This is a genomic window from Roseibium sp. SCP15, from assembly GCF_040329435.1.
In the GTDB taxonomy this organism is placed as follows: Bacteria; Pseudomonadota; Alphaproteobacteria; order Rhizobiales; family Stappiaceae; genus Roseibium.
Genome location: NZ_JBDZYI010000006.1, coordinates 154,988 through 181,379 on the forward strand (window position 1 = coordinate 154,988; position 26,392 = coordinate 181,379).

General features: G+C 58.0%; 27 protein-coding genes. 17 read left to right on the forward strand and 10 right to left on the reverse strand.

Annotated elements, in window-relative coordinates:
- Positions 1-331 precede the first annotated feature (331 nt).
- Both ABLO27_RS26775 and ABLO27_RS26780 read left to right on the forward strand, forming a co-directional pair.
- Positions 332-895, forward strand: coding sequence for an EF-hand domain-containing protein (locus ABLO27_RS26775; RefSeq protein WP_353037164.1), 564 nt, complete (start codon positions 332-334; stop codon positions 893-895).
- A 106-nt stretch (positions 896-1,001) separates the two neighbouring features.
- Positions 1,002-2,063, forward strand: coding sequence for a hypothetical protein (locus tag ABLO27_RS26780; protein ID WP_353037165.1), 1,062 nt, complete (start codon positions 1,002-1,004; stop codon positions 2,061-2,063).
- 59 nt (positions 2,064-2,122) lie between these two features.
- On the opposite strand, the gene ABLO27_RS26785 is transcribed toward ABLO27_RS26780, so the two are convergent.
- The gene (locus ABLO27_RS26785) at positions 2,123-2,671 is read right to left on the reverse strand and encodes a cysteine hydrolase family protein (RefSeq protein ID WP_353037166.1); all 549 of its coding nucleotides are present in this window, start codon (positions 2,669-2,671) and stop codon (positions 2,123-2,125) included.
- Positions 2,672-2,766: 95 nt separating this feature from the next.
- Here ABLO27_RS26785 and ABLO27_RS26790 point away from each other — a divergent pair, with 95 nt between their 5' ends.
- On the forward strand, positions 2,767-3,711 hold the full coding sequence (locus ABLO27_RS26790) for a GlxA family transcriptional regulator (protein ID WP_353037167.1): 945 nt from the start codon (positions 2,767-2,769) through the stop codon (positions 3,709-3,711).
- Between the two features lie 48 nt (positions 3,712-3,759).
- On the opposite strand, the gene ABLO27_RS26795 is transcribed toward ABLO27_RS26790, so the two are convergent.
- The gene (locus tag ABLO27_RS26795) at positions 3,760-4,419 is read right to left on the reverse strand and encodes a GntR family transcriptional regulator (protein WP_353037168.1); all 660 of its coding nucleotides are present in this window, start codon (positions 4,417-4,419) and stop codon (positions 3,760-3,762) included.
- Between the two features lie 155 nt (positions 4,420-4,574).
- Here ABLO27_RS26795 and ABLO27_RS26800 point away from each other — a divergent pair, with 155 nt between their 5' ends.
- The 14 genes from ABLO27_RS26800 (at position 4,575) to ABLO27_RS26865 (ending at position 18,396) form a co-directional block, all read left to right on the forward strand.
- Positions 4,575-5,375 carry a transporter substrate-binding domain-containing protein gene (locus ABLO27_RS26800; protein WP_353037169.1) on the forward strand — a complete coding sequence of 267 codons (801 nt, stop codon included), beginning with the start codon at positions 4,575-4,577 and terminating at the stop codon, positions 5,373-5,375.
- A 158-nt stretch (positions 5,376-5,533) separates the two neighbouring features.
- On the forward strand, positions 5,534-6,196 hold the full coding sequence (locus tag ABLO27_RS26805; protein WP_353037170.1) for an amino acid ABC transporter permease: 663 nt from the start codon (positions 5,534-5,536) through the stop codon (positions 6,194-6,196).
- A 10-nt stretch (positions 6,197-6,206) separates the two neighbouring features.
- Positions 6,207-6,869, forward strand: coding sequence for an amino acid ABC transporter permease (locus ABLO27_RS26810; RefSeq protein WP_417714860.1), 663 nt, complete (start codon positions 6,207-6,209; stop codon positions 6,867-6,869).
- On the forward strand, positions 6,866-7,588 hold the full coding sequence (locus ABLO27_RS26815) for an amino acid ABC transporter ATP-binding protein (RefSeq protein ID WP_353037171.1): 723 nt from the start codon (positions 6,866-6,868) through the stop codon (positions 7,586-7,588). Before ABLO27_RS26810 ends, ABLO27_RS26815 begins: the two co-directional genes overlap by 4 nt.
- 86 nt (positions 7,589-7,674) lie before the next feature.
- Positions 7,675-8,634 carry a dihydrodipicolinate synthase family protein gene (locus tag ABLO27_RS26820; RefSeq protein WP_353037172.1) on the forward strand — a complete coding sequence of 320 codons (960 nt, stop codon included), beginning with the start codon at positions 7,675-7,677 and terminating at the stop codon, positions 8,632-8,634.
- Complete coding sequence (locus ABLO27_RS26825) at positions 8,625-9,557, forward strand: proline racemase family protein (RefSeq protein WP_353037173.1); 933 nt, start codon at positions 8,625-8,627, stop codon at positions 9,555-9,557. Before ABLO27_RS26820 ends, ABLO27_RS26825 begins: the two co-directional genes overlap by 10 nt.
- A 13-nt stretch (positions 9,558-9,570) precedes the next feature.
- Positions 9,571-11,001, forward strand: coding sequence for an aldehyde dehydrogenase family protein (locus tag ABLO27_RS26830; RefSeq protein WP_353037174.1), 1,431 nt, complete (start codon positions 9,571-9,573; stop codon positions 10,999-11,001).
- Positions 11,002-11,195: 194 nt separating this feature from the next.
- Positions 11,196-12,257: a TRAP transporter substrate-binding protein DctP gene (gene dctP / locus ABLO27_RS26835; protein WP_353037175.1), complete on the forward strand. Its 1,062-nt coding sequence runs from the start codon at positions 11,196-11,198 to the stop codon at positions 12,255-12,257.
- A 62-nt stretch (positions 12,258-12,319) separates the two neighbouring features.
- Positions 12,320-12,859: a TRAP transporter small permease subunit gene (locus tag ABLO27_RS26840; RefSeq protein WP_353037176.1), complete on the forward strand. Its 540-nt coding sequence runs from the start codon at positions 12,320-12,322 to the stop codon at positions 12,857-12,859.
- Positions 12,856-14,166, forward strand: a complete 1,311-nt coding sequence (locus ABLO27_RS26845) for a TRAP transporter large permease (RefSeq protein ID WP_353037177.1) — start codon at positions 12,856-12,858, stop codon at positions 14,164-14,166. Before ABLO27_RS26840 ends, ABLO27_RS26845 begins: the two co-directional genes overlap by 4 nt.
- 2 nt (positions 14,167-14,168) lie before the next feature.
- The gene (locus ABLO27_RS26850) at positions 14,169-15,416 is read left to right on the forward strand and encodes an NAD(P)/FAD-dependent oxidoreductase (protein WP_353037178.1); all 1,248 of its coding nucleotides are present in this window, start codon (positions 14,169-14,171) and stop codon (positions 15,414-15,416) included.
- A gap of 10 nt (positions 15,417-15,426) precedes the next feature.
- Positions 15,427-16,530: a cis-3-hydroxy-L-proline dehydratase gene (locus ABLO27_RS26855; protein WP_353037179.1), complete on the forward strand. Its 1,104-nt coding sequence runs from the start codon at positions 15,427-15,429 to the stop codon at positions 16,528-16,530.
- Between the two features lie 9 nt (positions 16,531-16,539).
- Positions 16,540-17,565: a trans-3-hydroxy-L-proline dehydratase gene (locus tag ABLO27_RS26860; protein ID WP_353037180.1), complete on the forward strand. Its 1,026-nt coding sequence runs from the start codon at positions 16,540-16,542 to the stop codon at positions 17,563-17,565.
- A gap of 180 nt (positions 17,566-17,745) precedes the next feature.
- Positions 17,746-18,396 carry a peroxiredoxin gene (locus tag ABLO27_RS26865; protein WP_353037181.1) on the forward strand — a complete coding sequence of 217 codons (651 nt, stop codon included), beginning with the start codon at positions 17,746-17,748 and terminating at the stop codon, positions 18,394-18,396.
- 75 nt (positions 18,397-18,471) lie between these two features.
- Here the strand turns inward: ABLO27_RS26865 and ABLO27_RS26870 are convergent, their stop codons facing one another.
- From ABLO27_RS26870 to ABLO27_RS26905, 8 genes are all read right to left on the reverse strand, one after another.
- A complete protein-coding gene (locus ABLO27_RS26870; protein WP_353037182.1) occupies positions 18,472-18,666 on the reverse strand; it encodes a hypothetical protein in 195 nt (64 codons plus the stop codon).
- 60 nt (positions 18,667-18,726) lie between these two features.
- Positions 18,727-19,281: an SRPBCC family protein gene (locus ABLO27_RS26875; RefSeq protein WP_353037183.1), complete on the reverse strand. Its 555-nt coding sequence runs from the start codon at positions 19,279-19,281 to the stop codon at positions 18,727-18,729.
- Between the two features lie 22 nt (positions 19,282-19,303).
- Entirely contained in the window at positions 19,304-20,176 is an 873-nt protein-coding gene (locus ABLO27_RS26880; RefSeq protein WP_353037184.1) for an XdhC family protein, read from the reverse strand.
- Positions 20,177-20,195: 19 nt separating this feature from the next.
- Positions 20,196-21,395: a vWA domain-containing protein gene (locus ABLO27_RS26885; protein WP_353037185.1), complete on the reverse strand. Its 1,200-nt coding sequence runs from the start codon at positions 21,393-21,395 to the stop codon at positions 20,196-20,198.
- Between the two features lie 3 nt (positions 21,396-21,398).
- Positions 21,399-22,280, reverse strand: coding sequence for an AAA family ATPase (locus tag ABLO27_RS26890; protein ID WP_353037186.1), 882 nt, complete (start codon positions 22,278-22,280; stop codon positions 21,399-21,401).
- A 219-nt stretch (positions 22,281-22,499) separates the two neighbouring features.
- Positions 22,500-24,920 carry an aerobic carbon-monoxide dehydrogenase large subunit gene (locus tag ABLO27_RS26895; protein ID WP_353037187.1) on the reverse strand — a complete coding sequence of 807 codons (2,421 nt, stop codon included), beginning with the start codon at positions 24,918-24,920 and terminating at the stop codon, positions 22,500-22,502.
- Complete coding sequence (locus tag ABLO27_RS26900) at positions 24,917-25,426, reverse strand: (2Fe-2S)-binding protein (RefSeq protein ID WP_417714861.1); 510 nt, start codon at positions 25,424-25,426, stop codon at positions 24,917-24,919. The genes ABLO27_RS26895 and ABLO27_RS26900 overlap by 4 nt, the downstream gene beginning before the upstream one ends.
- A 22-nt stretch (positions 25,427-25,448) precedes the next feature.
- Positions 25,449-26,315: an FAD binding domain-containing protein gene (locus ABLO27_RS26905; RefSeq protein WP_353037188.1), complete on the reverse strand. Its 867-nt coding sequence runs from the start codon at positions 26,313-26,315 to the stop codon at positions 25,449-25,451.
- Positions 26,316-26,392 lie beyond the last annotated feature (77 nt).

Consider the following 26,392-nt stretch of genomic DNA (forward strand, 5'->3'; position numbering starts at 1 on the left):
TCCTTCAAAATTAAACCTTTGCGTGAGAGAAAAATCACAGGAATGTCCTGGAGTTTTCATTTGTCCGGACACGAAAATACTCAAGTCCGGATGCTAATCTGCTAGCATTCGCTAACGACCTGAGCCTTGGTCTGTGAAGCACCCCACCAACTCTCATACCGACGACATGCGCAAAGAAAAAAAGTCCGAGACGCTCGAAATTCGTTTGAGCCACCGGGAAAAGACCGACTTCGCCAGCAGAGCTGCCGAGCGGGGAGAAAGCATGAGCGCAGCGATGCGCCGAATGATTGCCGAGGATGGAGTGCCTTGTTCCAAACCAAAGGAGGTCCCAATGCTCAGGAAGGCATTTCTTGTTCTTGTACCATTGGCCGTTGCCGTGTCGCTTGTCACGGCTGTCTTATACTCAATCAATGGGGCGCAGGCGCGAACGGATTTCGAAGGCAATTTCCGCGCCAAGGATGCCAATGGAGATGGCTTTGTCGATCGGGATGAACTGATTGCGGTCATGCAAAAACGCTTAGAACAGGTTGACCTGCCGCCCGCTTGCGAGGGAACGGAACTGGCCCGCAGATGGACTTTCCCTCCGGAAACTTTGGCTGACGGCGAAATAGAATTTGCCGACGGAAACGGTGACGGCAGACTGACGCTTCGGGAAGTCGTTGCTGCCTTTGAGCGCCAACGCGCTGATCAGTTCGTGCAGGTGGATGCCGACTCGAACGGGTATATGACCCGCGGGGAGTTGGAAAGGGCCATGCGTGCCGACGAGGTGAATGTCAGCGAGAATTGCCGAAAGGCGATTGGAATGCACGGCGCTTACAAGGCAGCGGAACACATCGCTTTCATGGACCGAGACGGTGACCGGCAAGTGAGCTTGCGCGAGTTTGTAGATCACTAGGTCATACAGTGAAAAACAGGCGGCTCGGCCATACTTTCGCCCTCCTACCGTACTGCAGTCCAGTCGGTCCGTTCCGGGCCGGCTTTTCTGAAAATGGAGCATTTCAATGAACTTGGCTTTTGTCGCCAGTGTTGCTCTTGCGCTTGGTGTTTCCCTTCAGGCTGTTTCAGCGCTGGCGTGGGACAATCCCGGCGACCGCTATCTGGATGCGCACAAGAAATATGCGGATGCGAGCTGTCCGATTGAAACAGGCCGCATATCGCACTTTGTCTATTTTGCCCGGGATCGTGAGGCTGTCCGGGACCATTCACTGCTGACCAACGACAATTTTGTCGGCGCACAGATCATGTACCCTTGGCGGCAACTCGAGCCCGCCGAAGGAGAGTATGACTTTTCGGCCATTCGAGAGGATGTCGACTATCTGGCAGCTTATGGAAAGCGCCTGTTTCTCCAGCTTCAGGATGCGTCTTTCACGCCGGACTACAAGCCTGTACCGGATTACCTATTGGGGGCCGACTTCGGTGGTGGCGCGGTTCCGCAATATGCCGAAAACGGCAACGTGGAAGGATGGGTTGCCAAGCGTTGGGACAATCGGATCCAGGCCCGCTTCGCAGCCCTGCTCAATGCGCTCGGGGAAGAATTCGACGGAGAGATCGAGGGCATCAACCTTCAGGAATCGACCATCGGCATTTCCACAGAGACAGATCCTTCGTTCTCCCCGGCTCGTTATGCTGAAGGCTTGAAGACGAATATGCGGGCGATGAAGGCTGCGTTTCCGGTTTCCACAACGATGCAGTACGCGAACTTCATGCCCGGAGAGTGGTTGCCGTGGGAGGACGAAGGCTATCTCAGGAGCATCTACGAACTCGGTGAGGAAATCGGGGTTGGTCTCGGTGGGCCCGATCTCATGTTCAAGCGCAAGGGTGCACTCAATCACACGATCGCGATGATGCACGAGCACGATTTCACGGCGCCATTGGGCATCGCGGTTCAGGATGGAAACTACATCGGTCAGACGGCGTCTGATGATGTGGTCCAGGACCGCACCAACATCGTTCCGATTCTGCATGCGTTCGCGAACGACTTCATGAAAGTCGATTATATGTTCTGGGTCGATCAGGAACCTTATTTTGAAGAGGACGTCCTGCCCTGCTTTTCTTCTGAGTGACGGCTGGCCAGCAACCGCGCATCCATGGTGCGCGGTTGCTCCTGAGGCCCCAATTGCACTCAGGCAGCCAGATAGGCGTCGGTCGTCAGGACCGTGGCATAGGCAAAACCAAGCGCTGACATATAGGCCTTGTGAATGCTGTCTGCAGGTATTGTGTCACCGTTGAACTCAAGGTCACGGGAAGAACAGGCATCTTCCACGACTGTAACGGCATAGCCAAAATCGGCGGCGGCGCGAGCTGCGGCGTCGATGCACATGTGGCTCATGTCTCCGGCAATGGTGACGTTTGTGACACCGTTGTCATCCAGAAGCTGCTTCAGGTTTGTTTCCCGGAACGAATTGACATGGTGCTTGAGTACGGTTGGCTCGCCTTCGGCAGGCTGCATGGAGGGATGAAAGTCGGCACCAGGTGAGCCAGCCTCGAAGAACGGCGCATTCTCTCCCGTAAACTCGTGACGGACGTGGACAACCAGCTCGCCCTTGTCACGGGCCTGATCCAGCAAGCGTCGGGCATTGGCCGCGGAGTCTTCAATTTTGTGCAGTTCCCATTTGCCGCCGGGAAAATAGTCGTTCTGGATGTCGATCAGGACAAGCGCGGACTTGGACATGAGTATCTCCTTGTTTGTGGTGAGTGCCGATATACGCGGTGCCGCACTGAAGGTGTGATTGGCGGAATTGACATAATTCGGGTTAGATTTGACAAATGACATCCAGTGCTCAGACCATTCGGATTGGCATCGCAGCCTATCCCTGCGCCCAGCAGGCCGCAGTCCTGGGGCTGAAAGACCTGTTTGAGGCGGCAGACAGGTTTCAGCAGACCGAAGCTGCAAATCCGCGATCGTTCCAAGTTGAATTGATAGATTGCTTTTCGCCCGACAGCTTTGAAGTTCTCGACACCGTCATTCTGCCGCCTTGTCTGGGAGCTCGCCCTGAGGGTGAGGACCTGGCGGAAGTTGCTCGCTGGGTTGCCTGGCAACATGCTCACGGTGGACTGGTGTGTTCGATTTGCGCAGGAGCCTTTCCCCTTGCTGCTTCCGGACTATTGAACGGTCGCCAGGCAACAACGCATTGGGCGTTGGCGGAGGATTTCGCGCGTTCATATCCTGAAGTGCAACTGGATGCCGGCCGGCTGATCATCGATGATGGCGATGTCATCACCGCTGGTGGTTTGATGGCCTGGACAGATCTTGGCTTGAGGCTGGTTGTCCGTTTCATGGGGCCGGCGGTGATGCTGGAAACGGCAAGATTTTTCCTGATCGATCCGGGGGAACGTGAGCAGAGTTACTACAATCTCTTTTCACCAAACCTGGCCCATGGCGATGCCAGGGTGCTCAAGGCGCAGCATTGGTTGCAGGCCAATTACCAGTCGGCGGTGACGGTTCCGCAAATGGCTGCAGCCGCCGGACAGGAAGAACGCACTTTCCTGCGCCGTTTCCATGCAGCGACCGGGTTCAATCCGTCCGAGTATCTGCAGCGACTGCGCATCGCAAAGGCACGGGAGCAGTTGGAACTGACCAATGCGAGCATTGAGTCCATTGCCATGGACGTGGGGTATCTGGACGTTTCGGCGTTTCGCAAGCTGTTTCAGAAAATCGTCGGCCTGTCGCCGAGCGAATACCGCAGACGCTTTGCTCCTGCCGGCAGTTGAACCGTGAGGCTTGTGACGGCTGCTTCTGAGCCGCCTTGATAGGTTTTCTCAGCTCAGCGGCAGGTGCGCCAGAAGCGATTTCTTCGCACCCTGGATATGGTCTCTGGTCAGCTTGGCGGCCTGCTCGGCGTCACCTTGTTCACACGCTTCCAGAATACCGAAATGCTCACGCCCGGCACGTTCCATGCCGTTGCTCATGACCAGCTGAGCACGGATCTGTCGTTCAACACGGTCGATGGCATTGTGGGCGATTTCCAGAAAGAACTTCAGATCGCTGGCGCTGTAGAGCGTTTCATGAAAGTCCCGGTTCAGGTCTCCCCATTCCATCGGATCGGAAGAGGCGGAAAAGGCGGCGCATTTGTCACGAGCCTTCGTCAGCAGTTCCTTGGACATCAACGGCACTGCGTTCCGGATGATTTCTGGCTCCACGAGAGCCCTCAGGTCGAAAATCTCTTCCGTCTCCTGAGGTGACAGTCCCGCCACGACGGCGCCCTTGTATCGCTGTGTCTTCACCAGCCCCTGTTCTTCAAGGCGGGAGATCGCTTCCCGGACCGGAATACGGCTGGTGTTGAAAAGACGCGCAATTTCGTCCTGGCGCAGCGGTTCGCCTTCTTCCAGCTGGCCTCCGATAATGGCTTTCCTGAGGGCGTCGAACACAATTGAAGACGCCGACGCCGTTGCGGAAATATCCATCGATTTCAGTTTCATAGCAACGTCTCTCCTTGCTCCGTCTTTTACGGGAAGGACCCGATTTGGTGAAGCGGAAATTCGCATTGAATATTTTATATTGAATATTGGATCCAATTTGGTTTATCAATGTCTCGCCTGACGAAAATCTTCGGGAAATGAAGAGGGGAAAAACCATGCTTAAGAAAATTGCGGCTGCTGCCGCTTTGACGCTTGTTGCTGCTCTGCCGGTAAAAGCCGATACGCTTGACGATGTCGTCGATCGCGGAACGCTGCGTTGCGGCGTCGTGCTCGACTTCCCGCCGATCGGCTACCGCGATGCCAACAACGAACCGGCCGGTTTTGACGTCGAATATTGCAACGATCTTGCTGCTGCACTCGAAGTTGATGCTCAGATTCTTCCGGTAACCTGGGCCGAGCGCCTGCCGGTTATCGTGACCGGTCGCGCCGATGTCGTGTTCGGAGCGACTTCCGACAGCCTGGCGCGTGCCCGCACCGTCGGCTTCACCATTCCCTACGCAATCTATTATGCACAGGGCGTCGTGAACGCTGAAAGCGGCATCAAGACCTTTGAAGATATCCGCGGCAAGCGCGTCGCCGCTGCCATCGGCACAGTGCCCGAGCAGGAGTGGCTGAAGATCGCCAAGGAATGGGGTGAAGAGAACCTTTACCAGGGTTATCAATCCGAAAACGAAGTCTTCCTGGCCGTTGCCCAGGGAAAGGCTGACATCGGCATCACAACCAACACTGCGGTGAAGCCGATTACCGAGCAGTACGACACGGTCGATGCCGGGCCGCGTATGCCCTGGACGACCGACTACACCTCCGTCGTCGGCAAGCGTCAGGACGTGACCTGGCTGAACTTCCTGAACCTGTTCGTGACCCATCAGGTTCGCTCCGGCCGTTACGACGAACTGTGGGGCAAGTATGTCGGCGGTGAGGCTCCGGAACTGCGTATCCCGGGCGTGATGTACTAACAGCCCATTCAGGTGCGCCCGGCGGCACAGAGCAGGCCGGGCGTGTCTTATACTTCTGTTCTCCAGTGAATTCAGGCGTTTACCCTAACTAGGGTCCTGAAATCGCAAGCAGATGCATCCCGTCCTTGTCTGGCGGGGTCTGGCGGGGCAACTCTAGAATGTTTGACTACAATTTCCATTGGCGGCCGGTGATGAAAAGCCTGCCGGACCTTCTGGAAGCGGGACTGCTGACCCTGCAGGTCGCAACGCTTTCAATGATTATCGGCATAATCATCGGTCTGGTGCTTGCTCTCATCCGCATGCATATGCGCGGTCCGCTCTATTGGCTGGCAAGTTCCTGGGTCGAGCTGGCCCGCAACACGCCGGCTCTGTTCCAGCTGTTTTTCTTCGGCTTCGGCCTTGGAGCTTTCGGCATACACCTCAGCCCCTTTGCCATTGTGCTTTCGGGTCTCAGTTTCAATTGTGCCGGATATCTGGCGGAAAATTTCCGCGGTGGTTTCCAGGCCGTTCCGGACACGCAGCTTCGCGCGGCACGAAGCCTCGGCATGACAGCCTGGCAGGCCTATACGCGTATCGTCATCCCGCAGGTGTTCCGTATCGTTTATCACCCGTTGACCAATCAGATGGTCTGGGCGGTGCTGATGTCCTCGCTCGGCATGCTGGTCGGGTTCCGCGAACTCAGCGGCGAGACTCAGTTCTTTGCCAGCCGTACGTTCCGCATCTTCGAATATTTTGCGATGACCGCAGTGATCTACTACGTCATCGTCAAATTCATCCTGGCGGCCTCGCGGCTCCTGGCCATGCGTTTGTTCCGGTACTGAGGAGGCCAAGTTGCAGGAAACAATTAGCTTCTTCAGCGGCTTTAACATCAATGACCTCTGGTTCATGGGCGAGGCGGCACTGCGCACATTGTGGATCTCGGCCCTGTCGATCTCCATAGGCACGGTTCTCGGTGGTGTGTTTGGATGGTTGCTTTACGAGGGCAAGCTGACAGCCGCACTGACGCTGGCGCCGGTGCTCGACGCGTTCCGCTCAGTGCCGCTCATTATCCAGTTGGTGCTGTTCTACAACTTCGCGCCCATCATAGGGCTCAATCTGGACCCGTTTGGCTCGGGTGTGGTGATCCTGACGATCTACACCGCAGCTCTTGTTGCCAATGTCGCACGTGGTGGAATTGAAGCGGTCGAACGACCCATGCGCAGAGCAGCGCGATCACTCGGCATGAGCTACTGGCAGGACATGCGCTACGTCGTGCTGCCGATCGGTGGGCGCGCGGTTTTCCCGGCCTGGACGGGCGTTGCGCTTGGCGTGATGAAGGACAGCGCGCTGGTCTCCGTGCTCGGTTATGTCGAGCTGCTCAAGGCCAGCCAGATCCTCATCACACGAACACAGGAACCCTTCCTGATCCTGACAATCGCCGGCTCTTTCTATTTCGCGCTGTCCTTCCCGATCTCGCGCTATGCCGCAAAACTTGAAAAAAGGTGGGCCCAATGATCGAGATACGTGGCCTCGAAAAATACTTCGGTGCGCTCCAGGTTCTCAAAGGTATCGACCTGAATGTCGAGAAGGGCGAAGTGCTGTCCGTGATTGGCGCGTCCGGTTCCGGCAAGTCGACGCTGCTTTATTGCATCAATGGCCTGGAACCGATCCAGAAGGGATCTGTCATCGTGGATGGCACGGACGTTCACGCCAAGGGTACGGACATCAACAAGCTGCGCCAGAAGCTTGGAATGGTCTTTCAGCAATGGAACAGTTTTCCGCATCTGACGGCCTTGGAAAACGTTGCTCTTGCGCCCAAAATCGTCAAGGGCAAGTCGAAGGCCGAAGCACAGTCGATCGCCGAGAGCCAGCTGAAGCATGTCGGCCTTGGCGACAAGCTGAATGTCTACCCGGGAGCTTTGTCAGGCGGCCAACAGCAACGGCTTGCGATTGCACGTGCTCTGGCGATGGAGCCGTCCTACATGCTGTTCGATGAAGCAACTTCGGCGCTCGACCCCGAGCTGGTAGGTGAAGTGCTCGACACCATGCGCCTTCTGGCAGAAGAAGGGATGACGATGATCTGCGTGACCCATGAGATGGGATTTGCCCGCGATGTCTCTGACCGCGTGGCCTATTTCCATCAGGGCGTGATGGAGGAAATCGGTCCGCCCGAACAGATTTTCGGCGAAGCTGAATCCGAAAACACCCGCAAATTTCTTGCAAACGTGCGCTGAATCGGCGCGAACTTTTGTGACATCAGGTCCCTGGCCCGCGCGGCGCGGAACATCTGAACAGCGGACCTGCCCTTAAGGAGTAAACTATGTCCTCGAATATCTTTTCCGGCTGCATGCCAGCCCTGATGACACCGTGCAAGGCGGACCGCACGCCTGACTATGATGCACTTGTCAAAAAAGGGCAGGAGCTGATCGCAGCAGGCATGTCCGCAGTGGTCTATTGCGGGTCAATGGGCGACTGGCCGCTTCTGACCGACGAACAGCGCATGGAAGGCGTCGAGCGTCTGGTCAAGGCCGGTGTACCTGTCGTTGTCGGCACAGGTGCCGTCAATACCAGGTCTGCGGTTGCGCATGCAGCTCATGCCGCCAAGGTTGGCGCTCATGGTCTGATGGTGATCCCGCGTGTCCTGTCACGCGGTGTTTCCATGACGGCGCAGCGTCACCACTTCAGCGCAATCCTTGCGGCTGCACCGAACCTTCCCGCTGTCATCTACAACAGCCCCTACTATGGCTTTGCCACCCGGGCTGACCTCTTCTTCGATCTGCGCAAGGATTTCCCGAACCTGATCGGCTTCAAGGAGTTCGGCGGTCTGGACGATCTTCGTTATGCGGCCGAAAACATCACCTCGCAGGACGACCAGGTCACGCTGATGGTCGGTGTCGACACTGCCGTTTATCATGGCTTCGTCAACTGCGGTGCAACCGGTGCAATTACCGGCATCGGCAACGCCATTCCGAAACAGGTCCTGCACCTGGTGAACCTTTGCAAAAAGGCTGCCGAAGGCCATGCAGAGGCCCGTCAGAAGGCCAAGGAACTGGAAGAAGCACTCGGTGTTCTGTCCAGCTTCGACGAAGGTCCTGACCTGGTGCTCTACTACAAGCACCTGATGGTGTTGAACGGCGAAGAAGAATACCGCCTGCATTTCAACGAAACCGATGCCCTGAGCGATGCGCAGCGCAACTACATTGAATCCCAGTACAAGCTCTTCAACGACTGGTACGCCGACTGGTCCCGGCAGGGCGGAGTCGTTGCCGAATGCGCGTAATCGACAGTCATACAGCGGGTGAACCGACCCGTGTGGTGATCGAAGGCGGACCTGATCTCGGTTCAGGTTCGCTGGCTGAGCGCGCGGCGCAGTTGGAAGCGGAGCATATCGATTTCTGCGCTTCAGTGGTGTTGGAGCCGCGCGGGCACAACGCGATTATCGGTGCCTTGCTGCTGCCTCCCACCCGGGAGGACTGTGTTGCTGCGGTAATCTATTTCAACAATCTGCAGAACCTTGGCATGTGCGGTCACGCGACCATAGGGCTGGCGGTCACGCTTGCGCATATGGGCCGGATCGAACCGGGACGGCACAAGTTCGAAACGCCGGTCGGTGTCGTTGAAGTGCTGTTGCACGATGCCAATACCGTCTCCGTGGTCAATGTGGAGAGCTACCGCCTGCACAAGGACGTTTCGGTGGAAGTTGAAGGCGCTGGCCGGTTCACCGGTGACGTCGCCTGGGGTGGCAACTGGTTCTTCCTGGTCAAGGAAAGCCCGATCGCGCTCAAGGCTGCCAACATTCTTCCCCTGACCGATCTGACCATGAAGATCCGGTCGGCCCTGGAAGCAGCCGGGAAAACCGGTGCGAACGGCGCCTGGATTGATCATGTGGAGCTGTTCGGGCCTCCCGAGGATGCCGCTGCCGACAGCCGCAACTTCGTTCTTTGTCCGGGTGGGGCCTATGACCGCTCGCCCTGCGGCACGGGGTGTTCGGCAAAGCTCGCCTGCCTTGCCGCGGACGGTGTTCTGGCACCGGGTGAGGACTGGGTACAGGAAAGCGTTATCGGCAGCACATACCGGATCAGCTATCAGCTGGGCGAAGAGGGCGGTGTCATTCCGACCGTCACCGGGCAGGCCTTTGTAACTTCCGATGCCAATCTGATTTTTGACCCTGCGGATCCCTATCGCCTGGGTATCCGCTCCTGAATGGGGTGACGTCATGGACTACAAGAACCTTGTCGGTGGCAGCTGGGTAGAAACCAGCGACAGTACGCCAAATGTAAACCCTTCGGACATCAGTGACGTTCTGGGGCACGCGGCCCGAGGAGATGTCGCACAGCTGGACCAGGCGATCGAAGCGGCAGACCGTGCTGCTCCCTCCTGGGCAGCGTCGACGCCTCAGCAGCGGTTTGACGTGCTTGATCTTGTCGGTACTGAAATACTGGCCCGCAAGGAAGAGTTGGGAAGGCTCCTGTCTCGAGAGGAAGGCAAGACGCTGCCGGAAGGCATCGGTGAAGCCGCGCGCGCAGGACAGATCTTCAAGTTCTTTGCCGGCGAAGCTCTGCGTCAGGCAGGCGACAGGCTGGCGTCTGTTCGCCCGGGCATCGAGGTTGATGTCACGCGCTCGCCGCTCGGTGTCATCGGTCTGATTACCCCCTGGAATTTCCCGATCGCGATCCCGGCATGGAAAATCGCTCCGGCAATTTGCTACGGCAACACCGTGGTCCTGAAACCGGCCGAACTGGTTCCGGGCTGTGCGCATGCGCTGGTTGAAATCCTCTCTCGCAGCGGTTTGCCGGAAGGTGTGGTCAATCTGGTCATGGGCCGGGGGTCTCAACTCGGCCCCCGCCTGATCGAAAGCAGCAAGGTCAAAGCCATTTCCTTCACCGGCTCGGTACCGACCGGTCGTGGCATTGCTGCGGCTTGTGGTGCCAGCCTGAAGAAGGTGCAGCTGGAAATGGGCGGCAAGAACCCGATGGTGGTTCTGGACGACGCCGATCTTGATGTTGCCGTTGACGTTTGCCTGAACGGAGCGTTCTTTTCAACCGGTCAGCGCTGTACGGCAAGTTCCCGTCTTGTCGTGACCGAAGGCATTCATGACCGGTTCGTTGCCGCGCTCGCAGAGCGAATGTCGGCTCTGAAAGTCGGCAATGCGCTTGAAGCAGGTGTGCAGATGGGACCGGTCGTTGATGGCCGCCAGCTGGAACAGAACCTTTCGTATGTCGATGTCGCAGCCGAGGACGGCGGCAAGGTTCAGGGTGGTGAGCGCCTCAACAGGGAAACCGAAGGGTTCTACATGGCGCCGGCTTTGGTGACCGAAACCTCGAATGACATGCGCATCAACCGGGAGGAAGTGTTTGGCCCGGTCGCGTCGGTCATTCGCGTGAAGGACTACGATGAAGCACTCAGCGTTGCCAACGACACGGAGTTTGGCCTCAGTTCCGGCATCTGCACCACATCGCTGAAACATGCGAGCCATTTCAAGGCCAATGCCCAGGCCGGAATGGTGATGGTCAACCTGCCGACCGCCGGGGTCGACTACCACGTGCCGTTTGGCGGCACCAAGGGATCCAGTTTCGGTTCCCGTGAACAAGGACGTTATGCGGCCGAATTCTATACGAGCGTGAAGACCTCATACCTTCAGCCGTAAAGCAATATCGGATCAGATTTCTGTGCGTTTTCAATCGATCTGATGAGATGAGTTTGCCTTAACCCATTTGAACACCAGGCAAATTCAACTCGTCAGGCGAGACCGGCCGGTTTTGCCTGACGGGATTTCAGCCAAGCACAACAATCGCCCGAAAAGAGGCGGATCTGTGCGGATTTCCATTGGAGGAGAATTACATGAAACGGCTTTTGAACATTGCCGCGGTCGTTGCCGTGGCAATCGCAACCCCGGCAAGCGCTGCCGACGTTGAGTGGAAGATGACCGCCGCCATCGGTGAAGGTTCGTTCTTTTATCAGAATTTCATGGAGCGATTTGCAAACAATGTCGACACGCTGACACAGGGGCGGGTCAGTATCAAACCGTTTGGCGCAGGCGTTCTGGCACCGGCCTTCAAGGCGTATGAAGTTGTGCAGGATGGTGTGGTCGAGGCCGGCCACTCCACCCCGTCCTATCTCGTCAATCAGGACCCGACAAACGCGATCTTCGCAAGCTTTCCGGGCGGCATGTCCGGCGAGGCAACTCTCCACTGGGTGTACGAAGGTGGCGGCGAGAAGCTGCTCCAGGACTTCCGCCGCGAGGAGATGGGATTGCATTCGCTGGTCGTCGGCATCGGTACGTCCGAGATCATGGCGCACTCGAATGTGAAGATCGAAACCGTCGATGATCTCAAGGGCGTCAAGTACCGCACATCTGGGGCTTTTGCCGCGGTTCTGCAGGAAAAGTTTGGCGGCGTACCGACCGTTGTGCCGGGCAACGAGATCTACACGCTGCTGCAGCGCAAGGGTGTTGACGCGATTGAATGGTCGACCCCGGGCGCAAACATCACCGAAGGCTTCCACGAGGTTGCACCTTACCTGATCATGCCTGGCGTTCATCAGCCGTCCTTCCTTTGGGAAGTGTTCGTGAAGCAGGAAACCTGGGATGGCCTGCCTGATGATCTGAAAGCACTGATCACCGCAGCCGCGAAGCTCACCACCTATGAAAGCTTCACCCACTTCGGCGACAAGGACATTCGGGCGATGGACGAATTCCGCAAGACCAAGGTGGAAATCGTCAACATGGTCCCGGCCGAAGCGGAAAAGATCCGCGAAGCAGGCCGCGATTGGGCCCGCGCGAAAGCCTCTGAAAAGATCGAGGCCGGTGACCGGCGCATGCAGGACGTTCTGGACAGCTACCTTGCCTACCAGGCGAGCTGGGCAGCCAACTCCGGCTACCTTGTCCGGGATGCTGCCGAGTAATCGGGATCAACAGACCTTGGGACTGCCGGCCAAGGCCGGCAGTCTGCTTGGCGGGGGGAAAGATGATTTTAATTTGCCGGGTCATAGATGGCCTGTCCGACTTGCTGGGGCTTGCCGGGCGTCTGGTCATATTCGTGCTCATAATTGCCATGCTCTATGAGGTTGTGGCGCGCTACGTTTTTAATGCACCAACCCTTTGGGCATTCGACATTTCATACATGCTGAATGGTTCCGTCTTTCTTCTCGGAGCCGCCTACGCTCTGCGCAAGGACGCGCATGTACGCATCGACTTCCTTTCGCAAAAGCTGCCGGTCCGTTTTCAGCAGTATCTGAACGGTGCGATCTATCTTCTGGTCATGGCGCCGCTGGTTTTGGCATTTGCCTGGATCGCGACGCAAAAGGCCTTGAAAGCCTTTTCGACCGGTGAGGTGGAAAGCGTCAGTCCTTGGGCACCACTGGTCTGGCCCTTTTACGGCGTCATTGCGCTCGGGCTTTTCGTCTTTTCATTACAGTTTATCAGTGAAGCCTTGAAGTATCTGTCCGGTCACAAACGCCCCGACTCCTCCGAAGGCGAACTCGAGGGAGCGGAGAGCGATCAATGATCCCGGTTTTGATGTTTCTTGCCCTGTTTGCGCTGGTGTTTGCCGGCGTCCCGGTGGCCTTCGCCCTGATCATCGTCTCCGTCGGCTTTGGTTATACGGTCTTCGGTGATCTGATTTTTCTTCAGCTTTACGGACCTCTTCTGTCGACGGCCTCGAATTTCGTCCTCGCCGCGATCCCGCTTTTCATTTTCATGGGTGCGATTCTGGAACGCTCGGGCATCGCCAAGCGCCTGTTCCAGGCCCTGCAGCTCTGGATGGGCGGACTGCCCGGCGGACTGGCCCTTTCAACGATCGCGATGTGCGCGATATTCGCGGCGGCATCTGGCGTCGTCGGGGCGGTTGAAATCGTTGTCGGGCTGATGGCCATTCCGGCGATGATGAAAGCCGGATACCGCAACGATCTGATTGCAGGCACCATTTGCGCCGGTGGATCTCTCGGTACCATCATTCCGCCATCGGTCATCGTCGTGGTCTATGCCTCGATCGCACAATTGTCGATCGGTCAGTTATTTGCCGCTTCCATTCTGCCAGGTCTGCTGATGGTCGTCTTTTTCATTGGCTACGTGCTGCTCCGCAGCATCCTGAAACCTTCGGATGCGCCCAAGCTGCCGATTGAAGAACGCTCCATTCCGGCGGCCGACAAGGTCCGGATCACACTGACCGCATTGCTGCCGCCGCTTGCGCTCATCGTCATGGTTCTCGGCTCTTTGCTTGCAGGGGCGGCTTCGGCGACCGAAGCTGCTGCGGTCGGAGCCGCCGGCACTGTCATTCTTGCTCTGATGTTCCGGGAACTGACGCCGAAGCTGCTGATCGATGCCTTGGGCGTCACCCTGCGCATCACGGCGATGATCATGCTGGTTGTCGCGGGCGGAACCATGTTCACCAGCATTTTTGCAGTCACCGGAGGCGGCGCGCTGGTGCGCGAGACCGTGGGGTCGATCGGCTACGGCAATGTAGGCACCATCGCCTTCTTCCTGTTCGTGGTGTTTCTTGCAGGGTTTGTCCTCGACTGGGTTTCCATCGTACTGATCTTCATTCCGATTTTCACGCCGGTGATCAACGCGTCCGGGATTGATCCTGTGTGGTTTGCCATGATGGTGCTTGTCGTCATCCAAACCTCCTATCTGACACCGCCGATGGCGCCTTCGATCTTCTATCTTCGATCGATAGCTCCGCGAAGCATGACATACGGACAAATGTACAAGGGCGTGTTGCCGTTCGTGGTCGCGCAGATGCTGGTACTTGTCGTTGTTATCCTGTTCCCTGAAATCGCCACCTGGTTGCCGTCCATACTGGTAGGACTTTGAATATGACTTCGACGCAGCACGACATCGTTGTGATTGGTGCCGGTATCATCGGCATCAGCACAGCCCTTGCTTTACAGGCAAAGGGTCATGACGTGCTTGTGGTCGACAGGAACGACGGCAAGGCGAAGGCGTCGGAAATGAATGCGGGGGCCTTCGCCTTCACCGACGTCGTGCCACTGGCAACTCCCGGCATCATGTTCAAGGCACCGAAATGGCTCCTGGATCCTCTGGGGCCCTTGTCGGTTCCACCGGCTTACGCGCTGAAGATCGCCCCCTGGATGCTGCGTTTCTGGCGCGCCAGCTGGCCGGACCGCTACAGGCAATCCTTGTCGGCGCAGTCTGACCTGATGAAACTGTCGCAATCCGCACTGGATCGGCAAATCGACAACACGAGTGGCGAAACTCTCTTTCGGCGTGAAGGGCAGCTGCAGCTTTACGAGGGCGAAGGTGAGTTTCGCGCAAGTCTGAAAACCTGGGACGAACGCAAGAAGCATGGCATCCGCTTCGATCTGTTGGAAAACGCTGAAGCGATTGCGGATATCCAACCCGGCATTCATCCGCGCTTTACCCATGCAGGGTTCACGCCGGACTGGATGAACGTCTGTGATCCCGCGCGCTGGCTGTCGCATCTGTTGCAGTCCTTCATTGACCGCGGAGGGCGGCTTGGCGATGCAGAAGTCATGGCCTTGAAGCCCGGTGAAGACGATGTTTCGTTGCAGACTTCTGAAGGAGATATTGCCGCAAGAAACGTGGTCGTGTGCGCCGGGGCCTGGTCACATCACCTTGCTCGTTCGCTCGGGGATCGCATACCGCTGGAAACAGAGCGGGGATACAACACAACGCTTGGGGACGGGGCGTTTGACCTCAGGACTCACCTGACATTCGGCGGGCACGGATTTGTCGTGACCAGAATCAATGGCGGGGTTCGTGTCGGCGGCGCGGTAGAACTTGGCGGTCTCGATCTGCCGCCAAACTACAAGCGCGCGGACATTCTTCTCAACAAGGCCAAAACCTTCCTGCCCGGTCTCAACACCGATGGCGGCAAGCAGTGGATGGGGTTCCGGCCCTCCATGCCGGACAGTCTGCCTGTGATCGATCGATCGCCGAAGGACAGCCGCGTCATTTACGCTTTCGGGCATGGCCACCTTGGCCTCACCCAATCGGCCGGGACGGCAGAACTTGTGGCTGCCCTGGCACATGAAACAACATCACCAATGAACATGAGCGCCTTTTCCGCGCGCCGCTTTTAAGGAGACCTCCATGAAGATTTCTGCGATCAACGTGTTTCAGGTGGGGCTTCCCCTGAAGGAAGGGCGCTACAGCTGGTCAAATGGCAATTTCATCGAGGTTTTCGACAGTACGGTGGTCGAAATCGTCACTGACGAAGGCTTGAAGGGGTATGCGGAATGCTGCCCGCTCGGCTCCGCCTATCTGCCGAGCTTCGCGCTTGGTGTCCGCGCCGGGCTGCAGGAACTGGCCCCCCATCTCATTGGCAAGGACCCGCTGAACATCGGTGAAATCAACCGCATCATGGATGCGGCCTTGCGCGGTCACCCCTACGCCAAGGCTCCGATCGATATCGCCTGCTGGGATCTCTTGGGCAAGGCAACCGGTCAGCCCGTCTACACACTTCTGGGCGGCGCTGCTCAGGAGGACGTTGTGCTTTACCGGGCGATCAGCCAGGAAGCACCGGATATCATGGCCAAGAAGATCGAAGGCTACGCTGCCGAAGGCTATACCAAGTTCCAGCTCAAGGTCGGAGGTGATGCCAACGATGACATCGAGCGTATCCATGCCACCCGCGCGGTTCTGAAACCGTCCGACTTGCTGGTCGCGGATGCCAACACCGGCTGGACGCGGCACGAAGCGGCGCGTGTGGTTGGGGCCATCGCCTCCCTAGATGTCTATGTCGAACAACCCTGCCTGACTTACGAGGAAAGCGTTTCGATCCGCCGACGGACAGGCCTGCCTTTCGTGCTTGATGAAGTGATTGACGGGCCGAACATGCTGGTTCGCGGGATTGCGGAAGATGCCATGGACTGCATCAACCTGAAGATCTCCAAGGTTGGAGGACTGACAAAGGCCAAGCTGATGCGTGATCTTTGTGTCCTGCACGGACTTCCGATGACCATCGAAGACACCTGGGGTGGAGACATCACCACCGCCGCGATTGCTCACCTGGCGCGTTCGACACCGGCGGAGTTCACTTTCTCTGCAACGGACTTCAACAGCTACGGTACTGTCGATATCGCAGAAGGGGCTCCGAAGCGTGTCAACGGCCGCATGACCGCAGCGGACCGGCCAGGTCTCGGCATTACCCCGATCTTCGAGGCGCTTGGGGATCCCGTCGCCCAATATTCCTGAGGTTGAAAGATGCGCAGCAGCAAAACACTTCACGTCATTTCCTGCCATGCCGAAGGTGAAGTCGGCGACGTCATCGTCGGCGGTGTCGCTCCTCCCCCAGGTGAAACGTTGTGGGAGCAACGCAGTTTCATTGCCAGGGATGAGACCTTGCGCAACTTCGTTCTGAACGAGCCACGCGGTGGCGTGTTCCGGCACGTCAACCTGCTGGTGCCACCGAAGCATCCGGAAGCGGATGCTGCCTTCATCATCATGGAGCCGGAAGACACGCCGCCCATGTCCGGGTCCAACTCCATCTGTGTGTCCACGGTTCTTCTGGACGGGGGCATCATACCGATGCAGGAACCGGTTACGGAACTGGTTCTGGAAGCGCCAGGCGGTCTGGTTCGTGTGAAGGCCGAGTGCCGGAACGGCAAGGCGGAACGGATATTCGTTCAGAACGTCACAAGTTTTGCCGACAAGCTGGAAGTGCCGCTGGAAGTCGAAGGATTGGGAACCCTGACCGTCGACACTGCTTATGGGGGAGACAGTTTCGTCGTGGTCGACGCGAAGGCGCTGGGCTTTGCGATTGAAGAAAGTGAGGCCAAGGATATTGCCCGCCTGGGCGTGCGCATCACCAACGCCGCCAACGAGCAGCTCGGTTTCAGCCATCCGGAAAATCCGGACTGGAACCACATTTCCTTCTGTGCCTTCTGCGGCCCACTATCGGAAACGCAAAAAGGATTGTCAGGCCGGTCGGCGGTCGCAATCCAGCCTGGCAAGGTGGATCGTTCCCCGACAGGCACCGCCGTTTCGGCTCGCATGGCATTGATGGCGGCCCGTGGCCAGCTGTCGGTTGGGCAGGAGTTCGAGGCCAGATCCATTATCGGCTCGACCTTCACGGGCAAGATCCTGGCTGAAAGGCCTGTCGGCGACAGAGCCGGTATTGTTCCTGAAATAAGCGGTCGCGCCTGGCTGACGGGAATTCACCAGCATATGCTGGACCCGGACGACCCCTGGCCGGGCGGTTACAAGCTGAGCGACACCTGGGGAGCATGACGGTTGGCCTTGCGCAGGCAGGGTCGCATGGACGTCTATACCTGAGCGCGAAATACAGCACCGAAGGCCACAACTTGTCGGTGAAAGCATTGCAGTTCTGGAAAAGAAGTCTAACTATTATTTCGCATTCAGATGAATGCTCCCCGCTGCCCTTGAATAACCTAAAAAGGATTCATTCAAATGTCTCTCCGTATCAATGACACGGTTCCGGATTTCGCCGCAGAAACCGATCAGGGCCCCATCAAGTTTCACGACTGGATCGGCGACAGCTGGGCGATCCTGTTCAGCCATCCGAAGGATTTCACACCTGTTTGCACCACCGAGTTCGGCGTTGTCGGACAGTTGAGCGAAGAATGGAAGAAGCGCGGAACCAAGGTGATCGGCGTTTCCGTCGACAATGCAGACGATCACCGGAAATGGAAGCTCGATATCGAAAAGGTGTCCGGCACGGCGCCTGATTTCCCGATCATTGCCGATGACGGTCTGGCCGTTTCCAAGGCCTTCGACATGCTGCCCGCAGAAGCCTATCTTCCGGATGGACGGACGCCTGCCGACAGCGCAACGGTGCGCTCTGTCTTCATTATCGGTCCGGACAAGCAGTTGAAGCTTTCCATGACTTACCCGATGACCGTCGGCAGGAACTTTGCCGAAGTCGTCCGCGCACTCGATGCTCTCCAGATGTCGGCCAAGGGTGTTGCCACGCCTGCCAACTGGGAAATTGGCCAGGATGTGATCATTCCGCCAAGCGTGAATGATGAAGATGCCAAGGCCAAGTTCGGTGAGTTCGACGCGGTACTGCCGTATCTGCGCAAGATCAAGGCACCGGCATAACGTTCCCGGGATAGCACTTGCTTCCCGGACGATCCGGCGGCGCCCGGCCGCCGGATGATACGTAGCTCTTCGGTGTCAGCCCGCCGTCGTGCAAATCTGCAAGAGGGCCGCGAAGTGCTGCGGGGTCGCCAGACCGATGCAGCATGCATGGACCGTTGCCAGAAACGCGGTCAGAACCGTTCCGGTCGCCAGAGCCAGCATCATGGATGGGTCCTGACGGATCTCACGCATGGCGTCTGCCATCGGTCCCGGGGTCTTCAGAAGTGTCATTTATTCCCTCCCCACATCAACAACACGAGGTCAGTCTGTTTCTGACCTGAGCGCCTTGGATCAGCCTGCTGTTTCTTCGGCTGCTTCCTCGTTTTTCTTGCCGCCGAACAGGCCGCCGAGCCAGCCTTTCTTGGTTTCGGTCACTTCCTCGATCTCCTCATCCGCGGGAGCGGTCGGTGCGACCTGCTCGGCAAAGGCGGTGAAGAACTCCCCGGCCAGACGTTTGGCGGTCGAATCGATCAGACGTGCACCGAGTTGGGCAAGCTTTCCGCCTACCTTCGCATCCACTTCGTAATGCAGGATGGTAGCATCCGGGCCGTCTTCCTCAAGCCGAACCTTGGCACCACCCCGGGCAAAACCGGCGACACCGCCGGAACCTTCTCCGTCAATCGTGTAGCCGTTTGGCGGATCGAGATCGTTCAAGGTCACCTTGCCACCGAAAGTGGCTTTCACCGGACCGACCTTGAGTTTGACCTTTGCTTCCATCTCGGTGTCGGAGTGTTTGGTCAGCTCTTCGCAGCCGGGAATGGAAGCCTTGAGGACGTCCGGATCGTTCAAGGCCTCCCAGACCTTTTCGCGCGGGGCTTCAATCCGTTGGCTGTCTGTCATTTGCATGTGTATTGTCTCCGGTGAGCTGTCAAACGTGATGAATGGTGGCCTGGCGCTGGTTCCCGCGCCGGATGAGCAGAAGTTCTGCAAGAATGGAGAGGGCGATTTCCTCGGGCGTGATTGCGCCCAGATCGAGCCCGGCGGGCCCCTTGATATGGTCAAGTTCCGGGGATTGAAAACCCTTCTCCTGGAGTTTTTCCTTTAGCGAGGCGAGTTTGCGGCGGCTGCCGACAAAGCCGATGTGACGGGCATTGACCTTCAGGGCTGCCTCCAGTGCCAAGAGGTCACCCCGACCCTGGGTCGATACCAGGATGTAGGTTTCGGCATTTCCGAGCGGCCCGAGGTCGTAGCCTTCCAGTTTCTTTTCCCCGGCAGCGAAAACGGACAGGTCTTCAGCAGGGGCGGCAATGGTGACTTCGAAGCCGATGGTCGGGGCTTGTCTGGCGAGCGCAACGGCGACAGGGCTCGCACCACAAATGACCAGACACGGTCTTGGCAACACGGGCTCGACGAAAATGTCCATTGTGCCCTGACTTGGACACATGTTCTTCGCGAACTGAACTCCCTCGCGTTCTTCGCCCGGCTCAACGCCAAGTTCTGCGAGAAGGTCTTCTGGTTGAATGGAAATCAACCTCGTTTCTCCGTCCAGCAAGGCGGCCTTGGCCGCCTTGACCACGGCGGCTCGCGCGCAGCCGCCACCAATCCAACCGCCGACAATTGAGCCATCCTGCCCGATGACAGCCTTGGCTCCCGCTTTCGCCGCGGTAACCGAAATTGTTCGCACGACCGTTGCCAGGGCGTAAGGCTCACTGGCCTCCTTCAGCCTGTTCACCAGCGGATGCAGATCACTCGTCAGTTCCGGTGCTGCATCGGAAGCTGTATCGGGAACGGAGTGTTTCATCGGTGCGTCTCCCATGGCGTTACAAGCGAGCGAGATAAGGTTCAAGGGCGGCCAGGCTGTCGAGATTGTGAGCTGGAGCAAACAAGTCGACATGCGGGAGAGCGGCCTGCATGCCGAGCGCGGTCGGCTCGTAGCCTTCCCAGCCAATCAGCGGATTGAGCCAGACGATGCGCCTGCAGCGACGGCGTAACCTTGCCATCTCCTCCGCAAGAGCGTGGGGTGCCCCGGTGTCGTAACCGTCCGACAGGATCATGACACAGGTGCGCGAATGTATGACCCGCGCAGCGTGCCAGCGGTTGAAGTCTGCCAGGGCTTCGCCAATCTTCGTGCCGCCGCCAATGCCTTGTGCCATCAGGCCCATCCTGTCGAGTGCACGGGCGGGGTCGCGTTCCGAAAGTGCGGAAGACACATGAACCAGGCGGGTGTGGAACAGAAAGGCTTCCGCCTCTCGAAAGCTGTCCAGAATGCCGTGAACGAAACGGGTGAAAACGGCGGTGTAATTGTTCATGGATCCGGAAGCATCCAGGAGGACGACCAACCGTAGCTGCCGTTCGCGTGGCCCTTTCCGGATCAATTCGATCGGTGTTCCGCCATGGGCAATCGAGTGCCGGATCGTGCGGCGGAGATCGAGCCGGGGCCCCTTTCGTTTTTGCCGGTCGCGCCGTGTCAGGCGTATCCGCATCGAATGTGCGAGGCGTTCGGCAAGTTCGTGCGCCTTTGCCAGAGCGTCCGGGTCATGAAGGTTGCGGAAATCTATGGTGCCGAGATTTTCAGCAATGCTGGCCCCCTCCCGTCTGCCCGAGGGAGCATCGCCTGTTTCTTCGTCTTCTTCGCCGGGTTGTCGTTCAACGTCACCGGCTATTGTGTCTTGCCGGGAGCCATGAGCATCCATCAGCTCGCGAATGGTCTTCTGGGTTTTCTTCGAACTTGTGCCTGAGACCTTTATGCCGGTTTTCACTCCTTTTCCGGACCAATAGGCGTCGAAAAGGTCATCGAATTTCTTCCAATCCGACAAGCGGCCGCAAAAGAGTGCGCGAAAAGCGCTTTTCAGACTGTGTTGCCGGTTTATCAGCGGTGAACACAACAGCTTCAAAGCATCACGTGTTTCCGCCAGACCAACCTTGAAGCCGCTGTCCCTCAGTGAGTGCACGAAACCGGCAAGACGCAATCGAAGCGTCGCGCCAATTTCTTCTCTGGTATTGAAGGTCGTAGCAGCCATGGCTCAGGCCACCTTCCCCAGAAGGCGGGCGGTCACCTCACGGGTGACACGGGCCTGGTCTTCCCGGGTTTTAAGAACGCAGACGAGCGTGTCGTAGACAAGCTCCCGGTCCTCTTGAAGGTTGCGGACGCCCAGGCCGAGCAGTGCCGCCGCCCAATCGATCGTTTCAGCGACGCCTGGAACCTTCGTGAGGTCTTCCTTGCGCAGCTTGCCCATCAGGTCGGCAATCTGAAGCGCCAGCGCTGTGTCCAGACCGTCAACGCGGGCCAGCAGAATACGCGCCTCACGATCCAGGGCCGGATAATCGACATAATGATAGAGACAGCGGCGGCGCAGAGCGTCGGAAAGTTCCCGGGTTCCATTCGAAGTCAGAACGACACGGGGAATGGATGTTGCCTTCACGGTACCAAGCTCGGGGATCGAGATCTGGAAATCGGACAGGATTTCAAGAAGAAAGGCTTCGAACTCCTCATCGGCCCGGTCCACCTCGTCGATCAGGAGTACAGGAGGGGTCTCCCGGCGGATGGCAGCAAGAAGCGGCCGTTCAAGAAGATATTTTTCCGAAAAGACAGCTTCTTCGACGGTTTCAGCGTCTTCACCGCTGCCTTCGCGAGCTTTTATGGCAAGCAGTTGGCGCTGGTAGTTCCATTCGTAGATAGCGTCGGACCGGTCAAGTCCTTCATAACATTGCAGGCGGATGAGGTCGGTGTCTTCCAGTTTGGCAAGTGCCTTGGCAACTTCGGTCTTGCCCACTCCGGCTTCACCTTCAAGCAGAAGCGGGCGGTTCAGCATTTCCGTCAACAGAAGGGCTGTTGCCAATCCTTCATCGGCAACATAGCCGGTTTTTGCCAACGCTTCAGCCAGTTGTTCCTTGGTCTTGCTCATCCGGTTTGCAACAATCGCTGTTTCGTTTCGTTGTGCAGGCTGTGCCTGCGTTGATGCGCTGGATCCCGGATCTGCGAAACGGCTTCGCCGTACTTGTCCGGGATGACAACCCGAACTCGGCAAATCGTCATTCCAGACAAGTGCAGCCTTTGCTGCACGCCGATCTGGAATCCAGATATGAGCCGCGGGCCGTGCCCGCGACATCTGTTTCTGAGTGTCTTAGCCGTGGGCCCCAAGGTCCTTGGCTGTCTGCCAGATGCGCCACGCGTCGTGCGGCATCTGGATATGCGTGCTGCCCAGGAACTGGAACGCATCGTTGACCGCGTTGGAGAAGGCTGGAACCCCGCCGACATTCGGGCTCTCGCCAACCCCCTTGGCACCGATCGGGTGATGCGGGCTTGGGGTTTCGGTGAAGTCGGTTTCCCAATGCGGAGTTTCCACGGCCGTCGGGATGAAGAAATCCATGAAGGACGCACCGAGCACATTGCCCAGCTCGTCGTAGCGGATCTCCTGGCCCATCGCGATGGCAAAGGCTTCCGTCAGCCCGCCATGCACCTGACCTTCAATGATCATCGGGTTGATCCGTGTGCCGCAGTCATCCAGTGCATAGAACCGTCTGGTCTTGGCAACACCGGTGTCGACGTCGATGTCCATCACGCAGAAATACGCACCGAATGGATAGGTCATGTTGGGTGGGTCGTAGTAGCTGACGGCTTCCAGTCCCGGTTCCATGTTCGGTGGCGGTGCGTGATAAGCAGCCCAGGCGATTTCCTTCATGGACTTGCGTGCCTGCGGATTGCCCTTCACCTGGAAACCGTCAATGTCCCACTCAAGGTCATATTCGGATACTTCCAGCATATGGGCCGCGATCATCTGGGCCTTGTTGCGGATCTTGCGAGCGGCGAGTGCGATGGCCGCGCCGGCAACCGGCGTGGAGCGGGACCCATATGTGCCCAGACCGTAAGGCGCCGTGTCGGTGTTGCCTTCCTCGACCATGATGTCGGCAGCCGGTATGCCGATTTCGGTGGCGATGATCTGGGCCCAGGTGGTCTCATGGCCCTGGCCTTGCGACTTGGTTCCCATCCGCGAAATCACGGACCCGGTCGGATGAACGCGGATTTCCGCGCTGTCGAACATCGCGACACCCAGGATGTCACAGTTCTTCGACGGTCCGGCCCCGACAATTTCGGTGAAGAAGGAAACGCCGATCCCCATGATCTCGCGGGTTTCGCCTCGGTTGAACGCTTCCTGCTTTGCCTTCTGTTCGGCGCGCAGTTCGCGGTAACCGATCGAGTCCATCGCCTTCTGCATGGCGGTGTGATAGTCGCCGCTGTCATACTCCCAGCCGAGTGCGGACTGGTAGGGGAACTGATCGGCTTTGACGAAGTTTTTCATGCGAAGGTCGGCCGGGTCCATCTCCAGCTTTTGAGCCAGGATATCCATGGCCCGTTCGATGCAGTAGGCCGCTTCCGTCACACGGAAGGAACAGCGATAGGCAACGCCGCCCGGAGCCTTGTTAGTGTAAACGCCGTCGACCTCAAGATGGGCTGCCGGAAAGTCGTAGGCTCCGGTGACAATGTTGAAGAAACCGGCCGGCCACTTGGACGGGTCGGCGCAGGCGTCGAAACCACCATGGTCGGCGAGAACATGAACCTTGAGTCCCGTTACGGTGCCGTCCTTTTTCGCGGCGATTTCCGTGGTCATGTGATAGTCGCGGGCAAAGGATGTGGTGGAGAGGTTCTCCATTCGGTCTTCTACCCATTTCACCGGTACGCCGGTCACGATGGACGCGACGATCGCGCAGATATAGCCCGGATAGGCGCCCACCTTGTTGCCGAAACCACCGCCGATGTCCGGTGCGATCACGTGGATCTTGTGTTCCGGGATCGTGGAGAGCAGCGAGGCGACCGTCCGGATCACGTGTGGTGCCTGGAAGGTGCCCCAGATCGTCAGTTCGCCCTTCACCTTGTCCATCGAGGCGACGGCCTGGCAGGTCTCCAGCGGTGAAGGGTGCGTGCGGTGATAGGAGATCATCTCCTTGATGGTGACATCGGCTTCCGAGAACGCCTTTGACGTCTCGTCCTTGTCGCCGACTTCCCAGGTGAAGATGTGATTGTGGTGCTTGCGTGGTCCGTGCGCACCTTCCGTCTTGCCCTCAAGATCGGGTCTTAGAACCGGGGCGTCCGCATCCATCGACTTGAACGGATCTGTCAGAACCGGAAGTTCTTCATATTCGACCTCAACCAGCTGAATGGCGTCGTCGGCAATGTAGCGGTCTTCGGCAACGACAAAGGCGACTTCCTGGTTCTGGTAGAGAACCTTGCCGTCCGCCAGCACCATCTGGACGTCGCCCGCGAGCGTCGGCATCCAGGCAAGGTTTACGCCTTTCAGGTCTTCAGCAGTCAGGACTGCGATGACACCAGGAAGCTTCAGGGCTTCCGACGCATCGATCTTGGTGATCTTTGCGTGGGCATACGGCGAACGGACAAAGTCGCCGAACACCATGCCCGGCAGCTTCAGGTCGTCGACATACTGGCCCTTGCCCTGGGTGAAACGAATGTCTTCAACGCGTTTGCGCTTGCAGCCCATGCCTTCAAGGGCGGCTTCGCGCTGTTCCCGTGTCGGGGTCATGTCATTCATTCTGCAGCCTCCTGAATGTCGGTGCCGTTCAGCTTGGCCGCGGCGTACTGGATGGCCTTGACGATGTTCTGGTATCCGGTGCACCGGCACAGGTTGCCCGCGATGCCCATCCGGATTTCCTCTTCCGTTGGGTTCGGGTTTTCCTTCAAAAGCGTGTGCGCGCGGGTGATCATGCCAGGCGTACAGAAGCCGCACTGAAGCCCGTGCATCTGCCGGAAGCCTTCCTGTAACGCGGAAAGAGTGCCGTCCGGATTGGCCAGACCTTCAATGGTCGTCAGCTCGGCACCATTGGCCTGGGCGGCAAACAACGTGCAGGATTTCACCGACATGCCGTTCATTTCCACCGTGCAGGCGCCGCAATGCGAGGTCTCGCAGCCGATATGAGGACCGGTCAGATTCAGCTCTTCACGCAGGAAATGGATCAGAAGCGTGCGCGGTTCGACAAAGCGCTGCACCTTCTTGCCGTTGACGGTCACCGTGACCGGGATTTGTTCGATGTCGCTCATGGTTTTCTCCCTGGATCCCGGATCAGCCGTTGGCACGGTCAGCGGCGCGTGCAAGTGCGCGCTGCATCATGATGCCGGCCATTTTTGTTCTGTACTCAGCCGGCCCTCTGCCGTCGGAGGCCGGGTCAGTGATGGCTTCAGCTGCTTGAACGGCACGTTTCACGGTTGCTTCGTCAAGCGACGAACCGGTCAGGACATCGCTGGCATCGGCAGCATGAAGCGGCGTGTCGGCAACGTTGGTGAGAGCGACAGAACAGCTTGCAACGGTACCGCCATTCATCGTCAGAACGACGGCTGCCGCCGCAGTGGCATAATCGCCAACCTTGCGCTTCAGCTTCTCATAAGCGTAGCCATGGCCCGCCGGTGGGACCGGAACTTTTACGGCTGTCAGAATTTCTTCCGGTGCCAGAGCGGTGAAATAGGCCGCTTCATAAAAGTCCCGAGCTGCAACTTCGCGCTCGCCATCCGGTCCGGTCAGGACATAGGAGGCATTCAGGCACTGCATTAGCGCAGGCATGTCATTGCCAGGATCGCCATTGGCAACATTGCCGCCAAGGGTCCCGAGATATCGAATCTGCGGATCTGCGATCAACAAAGAGGTTTCCCGAATGATCGGCAGCTTTTCCGTCAGCAAATCCGATGCGATCAATTCATGCTGCGTTGTCATTGCTCGGATGGTGATGGTACCGCTTTCCTCGCTAATTCCCTTGAGGTCGGCAATGCCACCTAGATCAACGAGATGTTCCGGTGCGGCCATACGCAGCTTCATCATCGGAATGAGGCTGTGCCCACCGGAAAGCGGACGGGCTTCATCGCCATGGTCAACCAGAATGGCGACGGCTTCGGCCACGGTAGATGGCCGGTGATAGGTGAATTCACCAGGGATCACGTTTTTCTCCTCCCTCAATCGGCTCAAGAGATCTCGAACCGAGCACCGGATTCCTGCCTTTGCGTCCAAGGCGAGCT

Excerpts from the sequence above, each read along its gene's own strand:
- ABLO27_RS26775 (WP_353037164.1), top strand. The coding sequence starts at position 332 with ATGCTCAGGAAGGCATTTCTTGTTCTTGTACCATTGGCCGTTGCCGTG.
- ABLO27_RS26780 (WP_353037165.1), top strand. The coding sequence starts at position 1,002 with ATGAACTTGGCTTTTGTCGCCAGTGTTGCTCTTGCGCTTGGTGTTTCC.
- ABLO27_RS26785 (WP_353037166.1), bottom strand. The coding sequence starts at position 2,671 with ATGTCCAAGTCCGCGCTTGTCCTGATCGACATCCAGAACGACTATTTT.
- ABLO27_RS26790 (WP_353037167.1), top strand. The coding sequence starts at position 2,767 with ATGACATCCAGTGCTCAGACCATTCGGATTGGCATCGCAGCCTATCCC.
- ABLO27_RS26795 (WP_353037168.1), bottom strand. The coding sequence starts at position 4,419 with ATGAAACTGAAATCGATGGATATTTCCGCAACGGCGTCGGCGTCTTCA.
- ABLO27_RS26800 (WP_353037169.1), top strand. The coding sequence starts at position 4,575 with ATGCTTAAGAAAATTGCGGCTGCTGCCGCTTTGACGCTTGTTGCTGCT.
- ABLO27_RS26805 (WP_353037170.1), top strand. The coding sequence starts at position 5,534 with ATGTTTGACTACAATTTCCATTGGCGGCCGGTGATGAAAAGCCTGCCG.
- ABLO27_RS26815 (WP_353037171.1), top strand. The coding sequence starts at position 6,866 with ATGATCGAGATACGTGGCCTCGAAAAATACTTCGGTGCGCTCCAGGTT.
- ABLO27_RS26820 (WP_353037172.1), top strand. The coding sequence starts at position 7,675 with ATGTCCTCGAATATCTTTTCCGGCTGCATGCCAGCCCTGATGACACCG.
- ABLO27_RS26825 (WP_353037173.1), top strand. The coding sequence starts at position 8,625 with ATGCGCGTAATCGACAGTCATACAGCGGGTGAACCGACCCGTGTGGTG.
- ABLO27_RS26830 (WP_353037174.1), top strand. The coding sequence starts at position 9,571 with ATGGACTACAAGAACCTTGTCGGTGGCAGCTGGGTAGAAACCAGCGAC.
- dctP (WP_353037175.1), top strand. The coding sequence starts at position 11,196 with ATGAAACGGCTTTTGAACATTGCCGCGGTCGTTGCCGTGGCAATCGCA.
- ABLO27_RS26840 (WP_353037176.1), top strand. The coding sequence starts at position 12,320 with ATGATTTTAATTTGCCGGGTCATAGATGGCCTGTCCGACTTGCTGGGG.
- ABLO27_RS26845 (WP_353037177.1), top strand. The coding sequence starts at position 12,856 with ATGATCCCGGTTTTGATGTTTCTTGCCCTGTTTGCGCTGGTGTTTGCC.
- ABLO27_RS26850 (WP_353037178.1), top strand. The coding sequence starts at position 14,169 with ATGACTTCGACGCAGCACGACATCGTTGTGATTGGTGCCGGTATCATC.
- ABLO27_RS26855 (WP_353037179.1), top strand. The coding sequence starts at position 15,427 with ATGAAGATTTCTGCGATCAACGTGTTTCAGGTGGGGCTTCCCCTGAAG.
- ABLO27_RS26860 (WP_353037180.1), top strand. The coding sequence starts at position 16,540 with ATGCGCAGCAGCAAAACACTTCACGTCATTTCCTGCCATGCCGAAGGT.
- ABLO27_RS26865 (WP_353037181.1), top strand. The coding sequence starts at position 17,746 with ATGTCTCTCCGTATCAATGACACGGTTCCGGATTTCGCCGCAGAAACC.
- ABLO27_RS26870 (WP_353037182.1), bottom strand. The coding sequence starts at position 18,666 with ATGACACTTCTGAAGACCCCGGGACCGATGGCAGACGCCATGCGTGAG.
- ABLO27_RS26875 (WP_353037183.1), bottom strand. The coding sequence starts at position 19,281 with ATGCAAATGACAGACAGCCAACGGATTGAAGCCCCGCGCGAAAAGGTC.
- ABLO27_RS26880 (WP_353037184.1), bottom strand. The coding sequence starts at position 20,176 with ATGAAACACTCCGTTCCCGATACAGCTTCCGATGCAGCACCGGAACTG.
- ABLO27_RS26885 (WP_353037185.1), bottom strand. The coding sequence starts at position 21,395 with ATGGCTGCTACGACCTTCAATACCAGAGAAGAAATTGGCGCGACGCTT.
- ABLO27_RS26890 (WP_353037186.1), bottom strand. The coding sequence starts at position 22,280 with ATGAGCAAGACCAAGGAACAACTGGCTGAAGCGTTGGCAAAAACCGGC.
- ABLO27_RS26895 (WP_353037187.1), bottom strand. The coding sequence starts at position 24,920 with ATGAATGACATGACCCCGACACGGGAACAGCGCGAAGCCGCCCTTGAA.
- ABLO27_RS26900 (WP_417714861.1), bottom strand. The coding sequence starts at position 25,426 with ATGAGCGACATCGAACAAATCCCGGTCACGGTGACCGTCAACGGCAAG.